The following is a 19513-nucleotide window of genomic DNA, read 5'->3' on the forward strand; positions in this document are numbered from 1 at the left end:
TTTAGGATCAAGTTTTGAGCCGGGAGATCCAATGCACGGGCGTTTGGCAAGCTTTGGCGGCGAGACGCTGCTGAGCGAAGGATGGAATCTGGTACTGACGGATGCGGGCGCTTGCGCCTCGCCTTCGGACCTGCCGCTTTCGGCGGGGTTCATCCCGGCGTCGGTGCCAGGCACGGTGGCCGAGGCCCTGGAAAAGGCCGGTCTCTTCAATCGAGAGCATCCCCATCCGCTGAACGACAAGGACGCCTGGTATCTTTGCCGATTGGTCGATGCCGACCCTGGCAACGCGGTTCTCAGGCTCGCGGGCTTGGCGACGCTCTGCGAAGTCTTTCTGAACGGCAGAAAAATCCTCGTCTCCGAGAGCATGTTCGAGGCGCACGAACTCGCCGTTCATCTGCTTGGCGGCGACGAGCTGGCACTGTGTTTTCGCGCCCTGGAACCACGGCTTGCCGAACCCGGCCCAAGAGCCCGCTGGCGGCCTCAGATGATCACTCCGCAGGGGCTGCGCCTGGTTCGCGCGACCCTGCTCGGCCACATGCCCGGCTGGTGCCCGGAAATCCACGCCGTCGGTCCGTGGCGGTCGATTTCGCTGTTGCGGCCGCATAATCCCGTCATTCGCGATCTTTCGATGCGTCCAGACCTGTTAGAAGACGGCGAAGGCCGGCTTTATGCCTCACTCTCGATCCAGGGACATGTCGGCGAGATCGTGCTTCGCTGCGGCAACGTCGAGCAGGCGTTCGTGAAAGACAATAACGGTCATTGCACTGCGATCCTGAAAATCCCCGGCGTGACGCCATGGTGGCCGCACACCCACGGAACACCCTATCTCCACGATGTCGCGCTGATCGTCGATGGCGTCGAACATCCGATCGGGCGCACGGGCTTCCGCCGGCTCGCGGTAGACCGCGGCGCGGACGGACGGGATTTTGCGCTTGTCCTCAATGGCGAGCGCATCTTCTGCCGCGGCGCCGTCTGGACGACGGCGGATGTTGCCCGTCTGCCCGGCGGCCGAGAAGATTACGAGCCCTGGTTGCGGCTGGCGGCGGAGGCGGGCATGAACATGGTCCGCATCGGCGGCACCATGGCCTATGAGACCGCGGAGTTCTTCCGGCTCTGCGACGAACTCGGCCTGCTGGTCTGGCAGGATTTCATGCTCGCCAATTTCGATTATCCAAAGAACGACAAGGTATTCAACGCCCATGTCGAGGCGGAAGCGGCGCAGCTTCTTTCCGGAACACGCCTGTCACCGTCGCTCGCTGTGCTGTGTGGCGGCAGCGAGATGTATCAGCAGGCGGCGATGCTCGGATTGCCGGAACGGTTTTGGGCAAGCCCAATTGTCGAGGAGATCATTCCGGCCGTCGTTAAGGCCTTACGCCCTGATGTTCCCTATGTCGTCAATTCTCCCTCGGGCGGCGCTATGCCGTTTGCCCCGAATGCGGGCGTGACGCATTACTATGGTGTTGGGGCCTATATGCGGCTGCTTGGCGATGCACGCCGTGCCGATGTCCGATTTGCGGCGGAAAGCCTGGCTTTCGCGCATGTGCCGCAAGCGCGGACCTTGGCGCGGCATCTGCCGGTCCCGGCAGTCCATAGCCCGCTATGGAAAGAGCGCGTGCCGCGTGATCGTGGTGCTTCCTGGGATTTCGAGGATGTGCGCGACCATTATTTGACGGAACTCTACGGCTTCGAACCGAACCGACTGCGGCGGGAGGATCCGGGTCTCTATCTCGATCTGTCGCGAGCCGTTACCGGGGAAGTCGCGGAAGAGACCTATGCCGAATGGCGCCGCCAGGGCTCCGGCTGCAACGGTGCCCTCGTCTGGACATTGCAGGACCTGCTGCCCGGCCCCGGCTGGGGCGTGATCGATTCCACGGGCGAGCCGAAACCCATATGGTATGCGCTCCGCCGCGCCTTCCGGCCGGTACAGGTATTGCTCACCGACGAAGGCACCAATGGCCTCGACGTGCATGTCATCAACGAAAGCGATGTTGCCCTTGACCTCGATCTCGATGTGGCTTGCCTACGAGATGGGCGGCAAACCGTGGTCAGCGGCACGCGGGAGTTATCGGTCGAAGCCCGCGGCAAGCACAAGATCGCCTGCACGGATCTCTTCGGCGCTTTTTTCGACACGACCTATGCCTTCCGCTTCGGCCCGCCGTCGCATGACGTTACGATGGCGCGTCTCACCGCGCGTGAGACCGGGGCGCTGATCGCGGAAGCCTTCTATTTTCCGTTGGGCAGGACGAAAGCCTTCCGTGACGCTGAAATCACGGCATCCGTCGCGCAGCAGGACGATCACTGGTTCCTCGATCTGCGCAGCGACCGGCTGGCGCAATCGGTCCAGATCGATTTCGAAGCCTTTCGGGCGGAGGATGACTGGTTTCACCTGTCGCCGGGTGTGACGCGGCGGTTAAGGCTATACCGGAGAGAGGGTGCTCCGGCCGATGCCATCCCATCCGGCCAGATCCGCACTATCGGCAGCCGGCGGATCGTGGAGGTCTGATTGAGGTGCGGCAAGCAAGCCGCCCTATCTCGCCCTTGGTGGGCGAGATAACTCAGTGTCCGCCGCTGGCTCCGGTCACAAAGTCATTCCATCCGGCCCGAACAGGTGGCAGCGCTCGGGATCGATATGAATGCTGACCGTTTCGCCGGCGCGGATGGCCTGCTGGTCCTCGAGCGCGACCGTCAGCGCCTGACCGCCCTGCAGCGTGACGTAGAGGATTGTCTGGCCGCCGAGATGCTCGACGAGATCGACGCGGGCATCGCCGAGCGCCAGGCCGCGATCGCCGACGTTCAGATGTTCCGGGCGGGCGCCGAGAGTGACGGCCTGTCCGGGCTGGAGGCCGCCCAGCCGACGCGGCAGGCGAACGGTCTGGCCGTTGAGATCGATGACCGCGGAGCCGTCGTCCGAAGCGACGATCTTTGCGTCGAGGAAGTTCATCTTCGGCGAGCCGATGAAGCCGGCAACGAATTTGTTCCGCGGCTTGTTGTAGAGATCTAGGGGCGCGCCGACCTGTTCGATGTTGCCGCCATTCAGCACCACGATCTTGTCGGCCATGGTCATGGCTTCCGTCTGGTCGTGGGTGACGTAGATCATGGTATTGCCGAGCCTCTGATGCAGGCGAGCGATTTCGACGCGCATCTGCACGCGCAATTCGGCATCGAGATTGGACAGCGGCTCGTCGAAGAGGAAGATCTTCGGTTCGCGCACAATGGCGCGGCCGATGGCGACGCGCTGGCGCTGGCCGCCGGAGAGCTGCTTCGGCTTGCGCTGCAGGAGCTGCTTGATCTGCAGGATTTCGGCCGCCTTTTCGACGCGCGGCTGGATCTCCTGCTTCTTCATGCCCGCCGTTTCCAGGCCGAAGGCGAGGTTCTTGTAGACCGACATGTGCGGATAAAGCGCATAGGACTGGAACACCATGGCGATGCCGCGTTTGGACGCGGGGACGTCATTCATGCGGCTGCCGTCGAGATAGAGCGCGCCGCCGGAAATCGGCTCCAGGCCGGCGATCATGCGCAGCAGCGTAGATTTGCCGCAGCCGGAGGGGCCGACGAAAACCGCGAATTCACCGGGCTCGATTTCCAGGTCGATGCCGTGGACGACCTCGAGCTCGCCATAACGCTTGATAACCTTCTGCAGCGAGACGCTTGTCGCCATGGGCGCTTCCTCCTTGTTCGTCCTGATGGCTTGCGCGGCCGGCGTCATGCTGGCCTCCAGCTCTTATATTTCGTGCTTTCCGGGCCGACCGGAAAGCGGACTTCGGTGCGCGTTTCCGACGATTCGTAGAACGCGGTTACCAGCTCCAGCGCCTGGCGGGCGTCGACCGTGGTCACGGGCAGCGGCCCGCCGGAAACCAGCGCCTCATGGAACAGCTTCATCTGCGTGTTGAAACGGATCGGCACCGGTGTCCAATCGGCAAGCAATGCATCGATCTTCGCTGCCACCTCATCATTGGCCGGGATGATCTTCCACGGGTCCTGGCCGGGGCTGTAGGGCTCATGGTTGCTTTCGATCAGGACGTTTTCGAAGGCGAGGCGCAGGCGGCTGATCTGTTCCTGGGAACCGAGTGTCGCACTGATCGTCGCGAGCGCGCCGTTCTCCATCAGCAGGCTGGCGCTGGCGCAATCTTCCACTTCGATATCGTTGACGCGCGTGGCGACGCGGCCGAAGAGGCCGGCAATCGGCCCCATCAGATAGGTCAGCATGTCGTGCAGATGGATCGAATGCGTCATCAGCACGCCGCCGAGTTCCGTCGCCCATTTGCCGCGCCAGGGAACGGCATAATATTCTCCGGTACGGACCCAGTGGGTTTCGGAGGTGGCGACATAGGGCTTGCCGGCGATGCCGGCGTCGATGATGCGCTTGGCCTTCTGGATGCCGTCGCCATAACGGTATTGGAAGATCGGCATCAGCTTGCCCTTGGCCGTCTTTTCCGCCGCGATGACGGCGTCGATATCGGCGAGCGAGCCGACCAGCGGCTTTTCGCAGACCACGTGCTTGCCTGCGGCGAGCGCCTGCAGAATCAGCTCGAAATGCGAACCGGGCGGCGTGCAGATATCGATAATATCGATGTCCGGCATGTTCAGGACCTCGACGAAATCCTTGATGCGCCTCGCGATGCCGAATTCGTCGCCGATGGCATTCAGGCGCTCCTCGTTGAGATCGCAGACCACGGCGACTTGGAAGCGGTCCGGATGCGGCAGATAGCCTTCGACAATATGCGAGCGGCCGATGCCGAGACCGATGACCGCAACTTTCTTTACGTCGGACATGTGCAAATTACCTTTGTACGCTGTTGAGCGATGTAGCTTCAGCCAGAGCCTGCGCCTTCAGCGCCAGCTCCATGGCTTTGAAGCAATGGTCTTGTCCCATCGCTGTTTCGGTGCGGTCCCTGATGTCAGCGGCCAGTTGCCGGCCGTAAGGCAGCTCTACGCCGCCGCAATCGATATGCTGCATACCCTTGCGGTCGGTGAGGAAAAGATGGTCCGTGCCGGGACGGCCGGCGACATCGATATATTTGCGCAACTCAATCGTGCCTTCCGTGCCGACGATGAAGAGGCGGCCGTCGCCCCAGGTGGAAAGTCCGTCGGGCGTGAACCAGTCGACGCGGACATAGCCGGTGACATCAGGCGTGCGCAGGTGGAAATCGCCGTAATCCTGCAGGCCGGGCGTGTCGGGATTGGCACGGTTTGAGACCGTCGCCGACAGAATCTCGGCTTCCAGCGAGTCCGCGAAAAACAGGAACTGCTCGCATTGATGCGAAGCGATGTCGGTAATGATGCCGCCATAGCGCTTACGGTCGAAGAACCATTCCGGCCGGGTCGGCTTGCGCAGCCGGTGCGGCCCAAGACCGGTCGTGTGGATCACCTTGCCGATCGCGCCGGCCTTGACCAGTTCGCCTGCCTTGACGGTGGATGCCGTCTCGAAGTGTTCGGAATAGAGGATGGAGACGATGCGCTTGGTCTCGGCTTGTACCTTTCGCACTTCCGCGAGCTGATCCAGCGTCACCATGCCGGGCTTGTCGAGCATCACGTCCTTGCCGTGGCGCATGGCCTCGACGGCAAGGCCGGCCCGCTCGCTGGACACGGCCGCGCTGACAATGAGCGCGATGGAGCTATCTTCCAGAATTTCCCTCTTGTCGGCAACGCGTCTCGCCTGTGGAAAGCGTCCGGCGAAGATGGCGGCGAGGTCGTCCTCGGCGGCATGGAAGGCGACGAGTTCGGCGCCGGCCCGCAGCATGACGTTGACCTGGCCGTAGATGTGATCGTGATTGAGGCCGATGGCGGCAAAGCGCAGCGCGCTCATGCGACATTTCCTTTCAGTGGGTTTATCGAGAGCATTTCCGTCTCCAATGAAGCTTGGAAATGCTCTCTGTTTGTTTCACGCAATTCCGGACGCAAAACCGCTTCGCACTATTGCTGGAATTGCTTTGGTTACGGTCCCAAACCTTGGGCATTCGGGACCGTGGGGTTCGTGTCAGCGTTTGAGGCCGGCGGTCGCGATGCCGTCGATCAGCAGCCTCTGGAAGAACAGGAAGATCAGGAAGACGGGGATCAGCGAGATGCTCGACATCGCGAACAGGCTGCTCCAGTCGGAGCTTCCGGTCGAGTCGACGAAAGAGCGGAGACCGAGCTGCACCGTGTAAGTGTTGATGTCGGAGAGGTAGATCAGCGGGCCGAAGAAATCGTCCCAGGTCCAGATGAAGGAGAATATGGCCGCGGTTGCCAGAACCGGCAGCGACAGCGGCAGCATGATGCGCCAGTAGATGCGCCAGGGGCTGCACCCGTCCATCATTGCGGCCTCGTCGAGCTCACGGGGGATGCCGCGGAAGAACTGAACCATCAGGAAGATGAAGAAGGCGTCGACCGCCAGGAATTTCGGCACGACCAGCGGCAGAATGGTTTTCACCCAGCCGAGCTTCAGGAACAGGATATATTGCGGGATGAGCGTCACGTGATAGGGCAGCATCAGCGTGCCGAGCATGAGCGCGAACCAGAAATTTTTGCCCCAGAAATTCAGCCGCGCGAAGGCATAGGCCGCCAGCGAACAGGAGACGACATTGCCGATGACGGAAAGGACGGCGATCACGACGGAGTTCCACACGAACGAGCCGAAGGTGACCTGCCCGCCGAACCAGCCGCGGTAATAAGAGCTGAAGTCGAATTGCGACGGGATCAGCGAGGCCGTGCCGAAGATTTCATTCTGGTCTTTTATCGAGCCGGACAGCATCCAGAGCAGGGGGTAGAGCATCACGATCGATGCGCCGACCAGAGCGACATGGATGATGATAGACAGGAACCAGGGCCGCTCGCGCGGCGGGTTCAGATCGTCGGGAAAGTGGATGAGCTTCGCGTCAGTCATCGTAGTGGACCCAATAACGAGCGGAGAGGAAGGAGAAAGCGGTGAAGATCGCGATGATGATCACCAGCACCCAGGCGAGAGCCGCGGCGTACCCCATGCGGAAATAGCCGAAGGCTTCCTGGTAGAGGTAGAGTGTGTAGAACAGCGTCGAGTCGATAGGACCGCCGGTGCCGGAAGAGATGACATAGGCCGGCGTGAAGGCCTTGAAGGCATCGATGGTCTGCACGACGGCGTTGAAGAAGATGACCGGCGTCAGCAGCGGCAGGGTGATCTTGAAGAAAATCCGCGCCTTCGATGCGCCGTCGAGGCTCGCCGCCTCATAGAGATCGGTCGGAATCTGCCGAAGGCCGGCAAGGAAGATGATCATCGGCGAGCCGAACTGCCAGATCGCCAGAATGATGAGGGTGTAGAGGGAGTAGTTGGGGTTCGAAATCCAGCTCGGACCATTGATGCCGAACACGTACCACAGCAGGGTATTGACGACGCCGTCGCCATCGAAAATCTGCCGCCAGAGCACCGCAATGGCGACGCTCGAGCCAAGTAGCGACGGCAGATAGAAGATGGCACGATAGATCGTGAGGCCGCGAATGCCGCGGTTGAGCAACAGCGCCACCAACAGCGCGAAGGCAAGCTTCAGCGGCACCGAGCAGACGACATAGAACAGGGTCACCCGCATAGAGGAGATGAACTTGTCGTCGCCGGTGGCGATGCGCGCATAATTATCCAGCCCGACCAGATGCGGCGCCTGTAGCAGGTTATAGTCGGTGAAGGACAAATAGAGCGACACGATCGCCGGTCCAAGGGTCAGGCCGAAGAAGCCGATGAACCACGGCAGGAGAAACAGATAGCCCGGCGCATTGCGCGCAAACGCGCTTGGCGCCTTCTGATATGTTTCGACGCGCACCGGCGCGTTCGCGCCGATGGCCATGCCACCGGCGACGCTGTTGCGGTTTGTACCCACGGTATTAGCCTCGCGTTACGTTTGCCGCCGCCTGTTCGACGAACTTCGCTCCAGCGTCCTGGGCGCTGGTTTTGCCGAAGGCTACTTCCTCGGCGATCTTCTTCAGCAGGAAGGCATTTTCGCCGGCGCCGTTCGGCGGAGACGGCGGCAGCGCCCCGACCTGTGGCGTCAGGCGGCCGATATAGTCGACGACCTGCTTGCTCGCGGCATCGAGATCCGGCGTCAGCAACCCGCGAATCTTGGAGGAAGCCGGAACGCCGCGCTCGACGCCGAGCGCCTTGGTGCCGTCGGGGTCTTCCACCAGATAGTTGACGAAGGCGACGGCGGCGTCCTTGTTGGGCGATGCAGCCGAAACCGACATCAGCATCGACGGCTTCAGATATTGGCCGGGCTTGCCGTCGGGGCCGGGATTCGGATAGGCGAAGAGGTCGAGCTTTTCCTTGCCGAGGCCCTGGATGGCGATGAACTGGTTGGAATGGGCGAAACAGACGGCTGCCTTGCGCAGCGCAATCATGTTCGTCTCGATGGTCAGCTGATCGAGCGCCTGGACATCGGCCGGCACGCAAGCCTTGATATCGCGCATATGGCCCCAGAACGCAAACCAATCCGCGGCGTCCTTGGCCTCGAAGGCGAGCTTGCCGTCGGGGGTATAAAGGGCCTTGCCGCGCTGACGCAGCCAGCATTCGAAGGAGGGCTCGACGCCACTTGCGTCCTGGGAGCCGTAGAAGCCGCGCCGCTTGCCGGCAGCCGTGACCTTGGCGCATGCCTCGGCAAATTGATCCCACGTCATGCCGTCATGCATCGGCTCGACGCCCGCTTCCGCCCAGGCGACGGTATTGACGGCGGCCATGCTGGAATTGACGCCGAGATTGACGCCGTAAAGCTTGCCGTCGACCTTGCCGGAATCGATGTTGGGCGCGCCGAAATCATCGATCGCCAGTCCCTTGCCCATATAGGGCGTGAAGTCCAGCAGCGTGCCGCGACGCGCATATTCGAAGATGTAACGATAATCCATCTGGATCAGGTCGGGCGCATTGCCGCCCGCTGTCTGGGTGGCCAGGCGTGTCCAGTAGTTGTCCCAGCCGAAGGATTCGCCCGCGATCGAGACATCGGCATTCTTGCCCTGATAGGCTTTGATGGCCGCTAGCGTGCGGTCGGTTCGCTCCTTCGAACCCCACCACAGAAAGCGCATCGAGGTTGCCGCGTTGGCGCGGCCAAGCCCGACGCTGCCGAATGCAGCGGCGGCTGCCATACCAGCAAGTAATTGCCGGCGATTGATCGCGAAAGTCATCCTGGTCTCCTCCCCAGTTAACCGGTGATTTACGAACTGCTTTGCATGATATAACTATTTGGTTACAAGTTGGATAGAAACGCGACCGCTGTCAAGCGCCAATCGTATCACAATCAAAACGACCCGCGCTGAGGCTGGAGGCGTCCGTTGCGAAAGAGATAGATCGGGGAGGGGGAATGTCCATGGTGGCCAGAGCAACGCAAGGAACGGAAAAATCAGCGAAAGCAGGCGCTTACGGGAATGCGGAACCGACTCCGAAGAGGGTCGCGCGCAATCCGCAGCGCACCCATGCGACGATCCTGGAAGCGGCGACAGAGGAATTCGCTGCCCATGGCTTCGGCGGCGCGAGAGTGGATGCGATCGCAGCGCGCGCGCAGACCAACAAGCGCATGCTCTATCACTATTTCGGCGACAAGGAGGGGCTTTACGTTGCTGTGCTGGAAGCGACCTATGCGGAGATCCGCAGCGCCGAGAAGAATCTCGATCTTGCCCATCGCGATCCCGAGGAGGGGATGCGGGAGCTTGCGCTCTTCACCTGGCATCATTTCCTCGATCATCCGGAATTCTTGAGCCTGCTTGTCACCGAAAACCTGCATGAAGCACGGTATCTGAAGCGTTCCGACAAGATTTCGGCGATGCACTCGCATTTCATCGACGAGCTTGCAGACGTGCTGCGACGAGGTGAAGCAGCCGGCATCTTCCGGCCGGGCATTGATCCGGTGTCCGTTTACCTTACCATCGCGGCGCTTGGTTTCTTCTACCTGTCCAATCGCCATACGCTTTCGACGATTTTTGCCCGAAAGCTGACGGCGCCGGCGGCGCTGAAAGCCTGGGGCGAGCACATCGTTTCGGTGACCCTGTCCTCGATCAAGGCCTGATGACTGTCAGAAATTTTCGAAAGGCGATTGACAAATCCGGAGAGATCGCGCGATCGTGTAACTATATAGTTACCTTGGCTGGTCAACCAAGCCTTTGCTTTTCCTGACTCTGGAGGGAGTCGGGTCAAATATTCAGGAGGGATCATGAAGCGCGTTGGTATCATCATGCACGGCCTCACGGGACGCATGGGGCTGAACCAGCATCTCATCCGCTCGATCGTGGCGCTTCGCGCTGAAGGCGGCGTGTTGCTGTCGAACGGCGAACGAGTCATGCCAGATCCGGTCCTTGTCGGCCGCAACGCGGCGCGACTGGAAGAGCTGGCCCGCAAATACGGCATCGAGCGATGGACCACCGATCTCGAGGGCGCGCTTGCCGATCCAAACGATGCGATCTTCTTCGACGCGGCGACCACTCAGATGCGCGCCGAGCTGATTTCGAAGGCGCTGGACGCCGGCAAGCATGTCTATTGCGAAAAGCCGATCTCCGACGATCTCGATACGGCGATAGCGCTCGCCCGCAAGGCCAAGGCCTCCGGTTTGAAGAACGGCGTCGTGCAGGACAAGCTGTTTCTGCCGGGCCTCCGCAAGATCGCGATGCTCCGCGACAGCGGTTTCTTCGGCAAGATCCTCTCCGTTCGCGGCGAATTCGGCTACTGGGTGTTCGAAGGCGACTGGCAGACGGCGCAGCGCCCATCCTGGAACTATCGCAAGAAAGACGGCGGCGGCATTATCCTGGATATGCTCTGCCACTGGCGCTATGTGCTCGACAATCTCTTCGGGCCAGTGAAGGCGATCAGCTGCCTAGGCGCCACCCACATTCCCGAACGCGTTGACGAGGCCGGTCGCCGTTATGTTGCGGATGCCGACGATGCGGCCTACGCCACCTTCGAACTGGAAGGCGGCGTCATCGCCCACATCAATTCCTCCTGGGCCGTCCGCGTCCGCCGCGATGACCTCGTGACCTTCCAGGTCGACGGCACGCATGGCTCGGCAGTGGCGGGACTGACGCGTTGCTGGACCCAGCATCGTGTCAACACGCCGAAGCCGGTCTGGAATCCCGACCAGCCGCAGACGATCGATTTCTACGACACCTGGGACGAAGTGCCGGACAATCAGGTTTACGACAACGGTTTCAAGATCCAGTGGGAAATGTTCCTGCGCCATGTGCTCGAAGACGCACCCTGGCGCCACACCCTGACGGAAGGCGCCAAGGGCGTCCAGCTCGCCTCTCTCGGCCTGAAGAGCTGGGCCGAACGCCGCTGGCTTGATGTCGAGCCGCTGGAGATTTGAGGGGCGATGGCTCCTCAATTATCGGGATGGTCAGGATATCTCGCGGGTGCCGCATCTATGTGCCTGGCCCCTCACCCTTGCCCTCTCCCCGCTCTCGCGGAGAGAGGGGACGACCGAGCAAAGTGGTGCTTGCCATTCGCGAAAAGCGACGGTTAGCGCGATAGAACTCCCTCGCCCCGCTTGCGGGGTGAGGGGCCGGGCACACAGAAGCGGCATAGACAGACTGGCCCGACTAGCGGCAGGAGAGCTTGAACCCATGATCGAACCGTTGAAAATCAGACTTGTCGAGGCCGAGACCTTCGAACGGCCGGTGACACTGCGGCTTCCTTTCCGCTTCGGCGCGGCGACGCTGCGGCAGGCGCGGCAGATTTTTCTGCGTGTCCGCATCGAAGACAACCGCGGCCACTCGGCGAGCGGCATGGCGGCAGAGCTGATGGTGCCGAAATGGTTCGATAAATCGCCGGAACTCTCCAATGCCGATAACGAGAACCAGCTTCGCCGTTCGCTGGCGCTGGCGCTCGACGCCTTGAAAGGTGCGGGATTGGGTACGGCTTTCTCGCTGCATTCGGCCGTCGAAGCGGCCCACCATGCGCGGGCCGCGGCCGAGACGCTGAACGGCCTCGTCGCGTCCTTCGGCCTGGCGCTCGCCAATCGGGCGGTTCTCGATGCACTCTGCCGGCTGGAAGGGTTGCCGGTCGCACAGGCGATCAGGGCAAATCGCCCCGGCATCGATGCATCGACGGCGCCCGATCTGGCAGGTTTCGACCTGCCCAAATTCCTGTCGGGATTGGCGCCGGCCGAAAGCCTTGCCGCGCGGCATACGGTCGGTCTGGTCGATGCTATCCGGGCAAGCGACATCCCGGCTGCCGACCGTCTGAACGACGGCCTGCCGGAAAGTTTCGAGGAGGCGATCGACGCCTATGGCCTGACTTTCTTCAAGGTGAAGGTGTCTGGCGTTGCCGATGCCGATATCGACCGTCTCTGCCGCATCGCCGCTGTCATCGACGCCAAGATGTCGGCCTATTCCGTAACGCTCGACGGCAACGAGCAATTTGGCTCCGCGGAGGCCGTCGCCGATTTGCTGGCGCGCATCGAGGCTGAGCCGCGGCTCGCTCGTTTTGCGGCATCGATCCTGTTTGTCGAGCAGCCGATTGCTCGTGCCCATGCCTTCGAGAAGCCGGTGAGCGCACTTGCGGCCTTCAAGCCGGTCGAGATCGATGAATCCGATGCCGATATCGATGCTTTCGTGACGGCCAGGCGACTTGGCTATACCGGCATTTCGTCCAAATCCTGCAAGGGCTTCTATCGCTCGCTGTTGAACCGGGCGCGCGTCGCCAAGTGGAGCGCCGATGACGGCACAGCCTATTTCATGTCTGCGGAAGACCTGACCACACAGGGCGGCCTCGCCGTGCAACAGGATCTGGCGCTCGCCTCGCTGATCGGCATGACGCATATCGAGCGCAACGGCCACCACTATGTCGACGGCATGGCCGGCGCGCCCGAGGCCGAGCAGGTCGCTTTCGCTCGGGTTCATTCCGATCTTTATGCCGTTCGCGACGGGCGGACGCGGCTGAAGATCGAGGGCGGGAAGATTGACATTGGTTCGGTCATCAACGCGATCGGCCTCGGCTCGTCCGTCGAGCCGGAGTGGAGCGCAATGGAGGCGTCGCCGAAGTAGGATTTTGGTTAAGGTCAGGCGCATTTATCTGTGACGCACGCTCCTGCATGGCCCCTCACCCTAGCCCTCTCCCCGCGGATGCGGGGAGAGGGGACTATGGAGCCGGCCGATCCAACCATGCGGATCGAGGCACATCATGCACGATAAACCCCCTTTCCCCGCTTTGCGGGGAGAGGGTTGGGGTGAGAGGCCAGGCAACGAGGTGCGGCCGAGCAGGGCTGACCCGACCGTCGTTATTGCAGATTCTGGAGGAAAATCATGTCTTCATCGAAGAAACGCTACGCCCTGGTCGGCACGGGCAATCGCGGCGCCACCATGTGGGGCAAGGATCTGGTCGAGCGCTGGAGCAACGAGGTCGAGCTGGTCGCCGTCTGCGATCTCAACGGGATGCGAGCCAAGCGCGCGCTGGAATATATCGGCGCGTCGGTGCCCGTCTACACCGATTTCGACGAGTTGTTGCGGGTCGAAAAGCCGGATCTCGTCATCATCTGCACCCGCGATTCCACTCATGACGATCTGATCGTCAAGGCGCTGGAAGCCGGCGCCAATGTCATCAGTGAAAAGCCGATGACGACGACGGTCGACAAGATCAAACGCATCCTCAATGCCGAGGCACGGACGGGCAAGCGGGTGGACGTTTCCTTCAACTATCGTTTCGCGCCGACGGCCGCGAAGATCAAGGAACTCATCAACTCCGGCGTCATCGGCGATGTCACGTCTGTCGATTTTCATTGGTATCTCGATACCAGCCATGGCGCCGACTATTTTCGGCGTTGGCATGCCTTTGTCGAAAATTCCGGTAGTCTTTTCGTCCACAAGGCGACGCACCATTTCGACCTTCTGAACTGGTATCTCGATTCCGATCCGGAAACGGTGTCCGCCTTTGCCGATCTCAAGCATTACGGCCGCAAGGGTCCTTTCCGCGGCGAGCGCTGTCGCAGCTGTCGGTACAGGGACGAGTGCGACTATTATCTCGACATCAGCGCCACGCCACTGCTTGAGAGCCTCTACGAGGACCCGTCCACGGTCGACGGCTATGTTCGCGACGCCTGCGTCTTCCGCGAGGACATCGACATTCCCGACACGATGGTCGCCGCGATCCGCTATCGCAACGGCGTCAACGTCTCCTATTCGCTGAACACTTACATGCCCATCGAAGGCCACCATATCGCCTTCAATGGCCACAAGGGTCGTATCGAGCTGCGCCAGTATGAGAAGCAGCATTGGACGACGCCTCCTGCCGACGAGATCGTCGTCATGAAGAATTTCGGCGATGTCGAGCGTATCTGGGTGCCTTATTCTTCGGGCGGCCATTACGGCGGCGACGACCGGCTGCGCAACATGCTGCTGCGGTCGGGGCCGAATGACGAACTGAGACAGCGCGCGGGCTCACGCGCTGGCGCGCTTTCGGTTCTCTGCGGTATCGCAGCACTGGAAAGCAGCAGGACCGGCCAACAAGTGTCGCTCGCCGATATCTGGGGCCAGGATGAGGGCCTCAACCTGCTCGAGGCGCGGCCCTAGAGCCGGATGATTTCAGGTCGAATCGACCTGAAATCTGAATCCGTCTCTAAATCAAAAAGTTAGAGCGGGATGTCGCCCGAAAACCGCGCATACTTTTTCGGCATCCCGCTCTGGCGGCTCGCCTCGAAGGGTCACTCAATTGCAATTGCGCAACTGCGAGGCATAGAGCGCAGACATGCTGGCGACCTTCTGTGCGGTGCGCTGCAGGTCGGCATTGCCGCGCCAGGCTCCCTGTTGATAGCCCTTCCAACCGACATAATAAGCCAGATAAAGATTGTAGGGATCGTTCAGCGGGATGCCGTTCCGAACATGGCTCTGGGCGTGATACCAGCCGATGAATTCGATCGCGTCGGAGAAGTTCGAGCGGCTCGCGCCCCAGCGGCCTGTGTCTCGCTGATAGTGATCCCAGGCGCCGTCGAGAGCCTGCGAATAGCCGTAGGCGCTGGAAGGCCGCGTCCACGGAATGAAGCCGAGTAGTTTCCGGCGCGGCGGCCGGGCATGTGGCTGGAAGCCGGATTCAGCATAGATCGTCGCCATCAGGATCGGCACCGGCACGCCGTATTCCCGCTCCGTACGCTCTGCGGCGCGCTGCCAATTGTTAAACCAGCCGTCGCGCTGATCGAAGATCGCGCAGACATTGCGGGTATGGGACGGAGCCGTGGCGCAGCCCGCCAGCACTGCGAGCAGCAGTACGGCGGCGATGGATAGGATACGGGTACGCATGACTAGAACCTGAACCTCTTCATTGCTGCGCCGCATCTTGTGGACGCGCAAAAGAACGCAGCAACAACTCGTTGGCGCATAGTCCCTACCAAAAATTCGAAGTCGAAATTTTGGCCGGCATGCGCAACGAGATTGCTAGCCCAGAATGATTAAAAACGGGTTTTCCGCCCGTGCCGAAATGCGGCGGTTTGGTGATGATTCCGAGGCTTTACGCCATGCGCGCCAGGTCGTCTCGACGGATTTCGTAGAGCAAGGGCTTTCCCTCGATGAAGCGGATGACCTCCTTGACCGCCATCTCGCCGAGGCGGGTGCGTTCCAGGCCGACGGCGCCGGCGATATGCGGCGTCAGGAAGACATTCGGCAGATCATAGAAGGCAGAGCTTGCCTCCGGGATTTCGGGATCCGTGACATCGATAATCGCGTCGATGTGGCCGGTTTTCAGTGCCGCGAGCAGGCCGGGTTCATCGACCAGCGCGCCGCGCGCCGTGTTGATGAAGGTCGCGCCCTGCTTCATCAGCGACAGTTGGCGAGCGCCGATCATATGCCGTGTCGCCGGCAGTGACGGAGCGTGCAGCGAGACGATGTCGGCGCGAGCCATCAAGGCGTCGAGTTCAGTCTTCTCGACGCCAAGACGCCGTGCTTCGGCGTCATCGACCATCGGATCGCAAAGCAGGGTCTTGTAGTCGAACGGGGCGAGCAGTTCGATTACACGTCGGCCGATGCGGGATGCGCCGATGATGCCGACTGTTCGGCCGTAGTTGCCGATCGATTGGCCCTGCATCGGCTGTGCGCGGCCGCGATGGCGGTCGGCCACATAGACATCGCGAAAGCGGAAGACCTGTTTGCCAGCAAAGATAATGGCGGCGAGGGTAAATTCGGCGACCGGCAGGGCGTTGGCCTGCGCCGCATGGCTTACCGAAATGCTTCTGTCGAACAGGCTGTCCTCGATCAGGCCCTTCACAGTGCCGGCTGCGTGCGCCACCAGTTTCAGATGCGGAGCCTGCGCCAGCGCGGCGGCGTCGATATGCGGCGCGCCCCAACCGGTGATCAGGATTTCCGTCTCGCCAAGCAGCTTTTGCGCCCTTTCGTCGTCAAAGCGCTCCATAGGCGCGGCGTCGAGCACGCGACCGATCGTATCCAGCCGCTGGATCAGTTCCGGCGTCAGGACATGCTGCGTGCGCGACGGCATCATGGCGAAAGCGATGGCGGGCAGCTTGGAAGCAGTTTGTGTCATGCCAGCCGTCCGGGCGCTTCGATGGCGCTGACGGTGACGCCCCTTTCGGCGATCAGCGCGCGCAAGGCATCGAGATCGGGTTTCGCCGGCGGCTTTGTCCAGGCGCCGGAGACGGCAGCGGGGTCGTGTTCGGCGAGGATAGCGGAAGCGAGAATGGTCTCGCCCGCGGGAATCGTCCCGCGCAATTGCGGCACAAGTGTCTTGGCGACGATCAGATTGGTGTTCGGCGGCGCCTTTTGCGCCAGCCCTTCGCGCGCCACCGTCGAGCCGAGATCGATAATGCCGCTGAAATCTTCCTCTCCGACGACATAGGCTGCGCCGTTCTGCGAAGAAAGCGTATCGGCTTCGAAATCCCGCCGGGCGATGGCAAAACCGCCCTCGGCGGTCTGCAGCGGTCGCGGAGTTGAGATCTTGTGCAGCCGGATATGCCAGGGTGCCGCCGGGATCAGCCAGGTCTCGACGGTGACATCAGGCCAGGGCGACCACTTGGCGTAAAGCGTGTCGCCGGCAAGCTTCGCCTCTTCATTTGCCTCACGGACGCGGTAGTGCAGGCCGTCGTCACTGAAGGCGAGCATGCTGTCGAAGGCGCCGCCCGCAAAGGCGCGCTCGTCGCTTTCGACGCTGAAGCCATAACGGGCCGAATAGGCGAATTTGGCGTATTTTTCCGACCCGAAGCGCATCTGCAGGTTTTCCTGGCCGGAGGAGAGCGCTACGACATCCGACTTACCATGCATCATCACCATGCCTGGGTGCTTCAGCGGCACGATCGCAGGTTCGGCAACATGCGGCTTTTCCTCGGTGGTCCAGAAGGGATGCGTCTCGGGGAGCGCCAGCGGCAGGAAGGCCTTGAAGGCCCAGTAGGGGGAGCCGGCGGAATTGTAGTTTTCCGACATCAGCAGGTTGGGATAGCCGTAGCCGATCGGCAATGTACCGTCGCGATTGGCGATCGGTTTGTCGGCCCACCAGCGCAGGTGGCGCAGGCATAGCCCCTTGATCTCGCCCCAGGGGAGCGCCTCGACGTCGGCAAAAGCGAGCGCCGACCAGAAGCCGGCGCAGGCGAAGCGATAGGTCAGGCTTCGGCCGAAAGGCACGGTGGCGCCGTCAGGGGCGAACCAGTGGCGGAAATCCTTGGCGAACAGGACCGCGCGTTCGCGGTAGCGCCTGGCGCGGTCGTCGTCGACGAGCTTGGAATAGATCAGCCCGTAGAAATGCATGGCGAAGGGAATGTAGTGATCGACGCGTCTGACATTGCCGTCGCGATACCAGCCATCGGCGATATAAAGTCCGTCCAATTCCCTGAGGTAGTCCTCGGTCAGGCTGCGATCGAACTCGGCGCCGAGCCGGTCGAGAGCGATATCCACGAGCACGCGGAAGAATTTCCAATTGTTGTCGGCATAGTCGAAGGTTCGGGCGTGCTTGAGATAGGCGATAAGATTGTTGCGGGCTCTATTGTCGAGCGGCTCCCAAATCTTGTCGGGCACGAGCGCAAGTGCAAAGCCTAGGGCGGCGAGTTCGACCATGCGCTGATCGCGGCCGTTGACGGTACCCCAATATTCCGGATGGCTGGGATCGACGCCGTTGGCGATCCCTTCGGCATAGCGGTTCCAATAGGCAAAGTTCTCGCCGCCGGCGCCGAGAGGCGCGAGGCCCCAGAGTGGACGGGCAAAACCCTCGAGATCGGCGGCGGCGCGGTCGAAATGCGCGCCGGCGGCGTCGATGCGAACGCGGGCATTGCCCTTGGAGAAATAAGGCAGAAGTGGGTAGAACAGGTCGATCAACGCGCGGCGCATATCGGTACGGTTTTCCAGCGGATTGCCGGCGAGCGGGTTGGTGCTGGCGGGTTCGTAGATCATGGGTCTGGCTCTTCCTCGGTCGTTGCCGCTAAAGATGCGGGATCAGATTTCGGGCGGAAGGGTGCCGCCGGGGACGGGTATGACGGCATGGCAAACTTGGCGCGCGGGCGCCTCGCGATTGCGGAAACGGGCGATCATCAGGCCAATGGCTTCGCGTCCGATGGCAAGGCGGTCGACACGCATGGTGGCCAGGCGCGGATTGGTCATCAGCGCACAGGGCAGGTCGTCGAAGCCGACGATGGCAAAGTCATCCGGCACGCGCAGACCGGCTTCCAGAACTGCTTCAAGCACGCCCACGGCGACGAAATCGTTCATGCAGAAGGCGGCGGTAAAGCTGCGATCCTCGGCAAGAGCGGCAATGGTGGCGGCGTGGGCTTCGGCGGTGGCGCTGCCTCGGAATGTCAGCGGCACAAGCCGGCCTTCGCCGTCCTCGACGGAAGCAATCGCCGCTTCGAAGCCTCGGATGCGCTCAAGGATCGTCTGGCGATGCGAACCGGTAAGATGCAGGATGCGGCGATGGCCGGCGTTGATCAGCCGGCGGGTCGCGGCATAGGCGCCAAAGAAATTCGAGGGCGAGACGCCGTCGAAGCGGAGCCTTGAATCGGTGCCGTTGACGAGCACGAGCGGTGTGCCGCTATTTTCCAGCCAAAGGCGCAGTTCGTCGGACGGATCGATGCCGACGAGAAACAAGCCTTCGGCGCCCGCCGTCTGGAGATATTCCCTTACATGGTCGGGCGCTGTCCTCGCTTCGCGGACGAGGCGAATGTCGAATGGCATGCCGCGCTCAGCCGCCTCGGCGCGCAGGCCCTCGACAATGCCTTCGTAGAACACGCTCAGGCCGCCCGTAACGCTGTCGCTGGCGATCAGTGCCAGCGCGGCCGGCATGGTTTCTGCGGCCTGCTTCATAGGGTAGCCCAAATCGCTCGCAACCTTGAAGATGTGCTGGCGGATCGCGTCGCTGATTCCAGGTTCATTGGTGAGCACCCGCGACACCGTTGAGACGGAGACGCCGGCCCTGCTGGCAATATCGGCTTGCCTGACACGTTTGGTTCGAATTTCACTCATGTCGGCAATAGTTATGCAAATTACGCAAATTTGCAAGAAAAAGATTATTTATTGCGCTCAGCAATAAAATTGCATATTCTCATCCAGAATGTATCCGCAGAAGGCGTCGGGAGATCGTCGCGGATAACAACAATGGGTATCGCAAGAGAAGGAGGAA

15 protein-coding genes are annotated in these 19513 nt (G+C 61.5%); 5 read left to right on the forward strand and 10 right to left on the reverse strand.

Features of this window, described 5'->3' with window-relative positions:
• Positions 1-31 precede the first annotated feature (31 nt).
• Complete coding sequence (locus PY649_RS22710; RefSeq protein WP_285870979.1) at positions 32-2503, forward strand: glycosyl hydrolase 2 galactose-binding domain-containing protein; 2472 nt, start codon at positions 32-34, stop codon at positions 2501-2503.
• A gap of 75 nt (positions 2504-2578) precedes the next feature.
• Here the strand turns inward: PY649_RS22710 and PY649_RS22715 are convergent, their stop codons facing one another.
• From PY649_RS22715 to PY649_RS22740, 6 genes are all read right to left on the reverse strand, one after another.
• Complete coding sequence (locus PY649_RS22715; RefSeq protein ID WP_285871069.1) at positions 2579-3658, reverse strand: ABC transporter ATP-binding protein; 1080 nt, start codon at positions 3656-3658, stop codon at positions 2579-2581.
• Between the two features lie 44 nt (positions 3659-3702).
• The gene (locus PY649_RS22720) at positions 3703-4773 is read right to left on the reverse strand and encodes a Gfo/Idh/MocA family protein (protein WP_285870981.1); all 1071 of its coding nucleotides are present in this window, start codon (positions 4771-4773) and stop codon (positions 3703-3705) included.
• Between the two features lie 7 nt (positions 4774-4780).
• The gene (locus PY649_RS22725) at positions 4781-5806 is read right to left on the reverse strand and encodes a Gfo/Idh/MocA family protein (RefSeq protein ID WP_285870983.1); all 1026 of its coding nucleotides are present in this window, start codon (positions 5804-5806) and stop codon (positions 4781-4783) included.
• 171 nt (positions 5807-5977) lie between these two features.
• Entirely contained in the window at positions 5978-6862 is an 885-nt protein-coding gene (locus PY649_RS22730) for a carbohydrate ABC transporter permease (protein ID WP_432761390.1), read from the reverse strand.
• On the reverse strand, positions 6855-7790 hold the full coding sequence (locus PY649_RS22735) for a carbohydrate ABC transporter permease (protein ID WP_432761393.1): 936 nt from the start codon (positions 7788-7790) through the stop codon (positions 6855-6857). Before PY649_RS22735 ends, PY649_RS22730 begins: the two co-directional genes overlap by 8 nt.
• A 37-nt stretch (positions 7791-7827) precedes the next feature.
• Positions 7828-9114: an ABC transporter substrate-binding protein gene (locus PY649_RS22740; RefSeq protein WP_285870985.1), complete on the reverse strand. Its 1287-nt coding sequence runs from the start codon at positions 9112-9114 to the stop codon at positions 7828-7830.
• A gap of 182 nt (positions 9115-9296) precedes the next feature.
• Here PY649_RS22740 and PY649_RS22745 point away from each other — a divergent pair, with 182 nt between their 5' ends.
• The 4 genes from PY649_RS22745 to PY649_RS22760 all read left to right on the forward strand — a co-directional run bounded on the left by PY649_RS22745 (position 9297) and on the right by PY649_RS22760 (position 14481).
• The gene (locus PY649_RS22745) at positions 9297-9992 is read left to right on the forward strand and encodes a TetR/AcrR family transcriptional regulator (protein ID WP_285871071.1); all 696 of its coding nucleotides are present in this window, start codon (positions 9297-9299) and stop codon (positions 9990-9992) included.
• Between the two features lie 144 nt (positions 9993-10136).
• Positions 10137-11282 carry a Gfo/Idh/MocA family protein gene (locus PY649_RS22750; RefSeq protein ID WP_285870987.1) on the forward strand — a complete coding sequence of 382 codons (1146 nt, stop codon included), beginning with the start codon at positions 10137-10139 and terminating at the stop codon, positions 11280-11282.
• Positions 11283-11538: 256 nt separating this feature from the next.
• Entirely contained in the window at positions 11539-12960 is a 1422-nt protein-coding gene (locus PY649_RS22755) for an enolase-like domain-containing protein (RefSeq protein ID WP_285870989.1), read from the forward strand.
• Positions 12961-13218: 258 nt separating this feature from the next.
• Positions 13219-14481, forward strand: a complete 1263-nt coding sequence (locus PY649_RS22760) for a Gfo/Idh/MocA family protein (RefSeq protein ID WP_285870991.1) — start codon at positions 13219-13221, stop codon at positions 14479-14481.
• 135 nt (positions 14482-14616) lie between these two features.
• Here PY649_RS22760 and PY649_RS22765 read toward each other — a convergent pair whose 3' ends face one another.
• From PY649_RS22765 to PY649_RS22780, 4 genes are all read right to left on the reverse strand, one after another.
• Positions 14617-15204: a transglycosylase SLT domain-containing protein gene (locus PY649_RS22765; protein WP_285870992.1), complete on the reverse strand. Its 588-nt coding sequence runs from the start codon at positions 15202-15204 to the stop codon at positions 14617-14619.
• Between the two features lie 208 nt (positions 15205-15412).
• Positions 15413-16438: a hydroxyacid dehydrogenase gene (locus PY649_RS22770; RefSeq protein ID WP_285870994.1), complete on the reverse strand. Its 1026-nt coding sequence runs from the start codon at positions 16436-16438 to the stop codon at positions 15413-15415.
• A complete protein-coding gene (locus PY649_RS22775) occupies positions 16435-18291 on the reverse strand; it encodes a DUF2264 domain-containing protein (RefSeq protein ID WP_285870996.1) in 1857 nt (618 codons plus the stop codon). Before PY649_RS22775 ends, PY649_RS22770 begins: the two co-directional genes overlap by 4 nt.
• Before the next feature lie 42 nt (positions 18292-18333).
• A complete protein-coding gene (locus tag PY649_RS22780; RefSeq protein WP_285870997.1) occupies positions 18334-19356 on the reverse strand; it encodes a LacI family DNA-binding transcriptional regulator in 1023 nt (340 codons plus the stop codon).
• Positions 19357-19513: the final 157 nt, after the last annotated feature.

Origin of the sequence: Rhizobium mayense, from assembly GCF_030272705.1 — a bacterium.
Taxonomy (GTDB): Bacteria; Pseudomonadota; Alphaproteobacteria; order Rhizobiales; family Rhizobiaceae; genus Rhizobium; species Rhizobium mayense.

Coding starts and splice junctions, on each gene's coding strand:
- PY649_RS22770 (WP_285870994.1), bottom strand. CDS start 16,438: ATGACACAAACTGCTTCCAAGCTGCCCGCCATCGCTTTCGCCATGATG.
- PY649_RS22730 (WP_432761390.1), bottom strand. CDS start 6,862: ATGACTGACGCGAAGCTCATCCACTTTCCCGACGATCTGAACCCGCCG.
- PY649_RS22755 (WP_285870989.1), top strand. CDS start 11,539: ATGATCGAACCGTTGAAAATCAGACTTGTCGAGGCCGAGACCTTCGAA.
- PY649_RS22735 (WP_432761393.1), bottom strand. CDS start 7,790: ATGGCCATCGGCGCGAACGCGCCGGTGCGCGTCGAAACATATCAGAAG.
- PY649_RS22780 (WP_285870997.1), bottom strand. CDS start 19,356: ATGAGTGAAATTCGAACCAAACGTGTCAGGCAAGCCGATATTGCCAGC.
- PY649_RS22750 (WP_285870987.1), top strand. CDS start 10,137: ATGAAGCGCGTTGGTATCATCATGCACGGCCTCACGGGACGCATGGGG.
- PY649_RS22725 (WP_285870983.1), bottom strand. CDS start 5,806: ATGAGCGCGCTGCGCTTTGCCGCCATCGGCCTCAATCACGATCACATC.
- PY649_RS22710 (WP_285870979.1), top strand. CDS start 32: ATGCACGGGCGTTTGGCAAGCTTTGGCGGCGAGACGCTGCTGAGCGAA.
- PY649_RS22760 (WP_285870991.1), top strand. CDS start 13,219: ATGTCTTCATCGAAGAAACGCTACGCCCTGGTCGGCACGGGCAATCGC.
- PY649_RS22745 (WP_285871071.1), top strand. CDS start 9,297: ATGGTGGCCAGAGCAACGCAAGGAACGGAAAAATCAGCGAAAGCAGGC.
- PY649_RS22715 (WP_285871069.1), bottom strand. CDS start 3,658: ATGGCGACAAGCGTCTCGCTGCAGAAGGTTATCAAGCGTTATGGCGAG.
- PY649_RS22765 (WP_285870992.1), bottom strand. CDS start 15,204: ATGCGTACCCGTATCCTATCCATCGCCGCCGTACTGCTGCTCGCAGTG.
- PY649_RS22740 (WP_285870985.1), bottom strand. CDS start 9,114: ATGACTTTCGCGATCAATCGCCGGCAATTACTTGCTGGTATGGCAGCC.
- PY649_RS22775 (WP_285870996.1), bottom strand. CDS start 18,291: ATGATCTACGAACCCGCCAGCACCAACCCGCTCGCCGGCAATCCGCTG.
- PY649_RS22720 (WP_285870981.1), bottom strand. CDS start 4,773: ATGTCCGACGTAAAGAAAGTTGCGGTCATCGGTCTCGGCATCGGCCGC.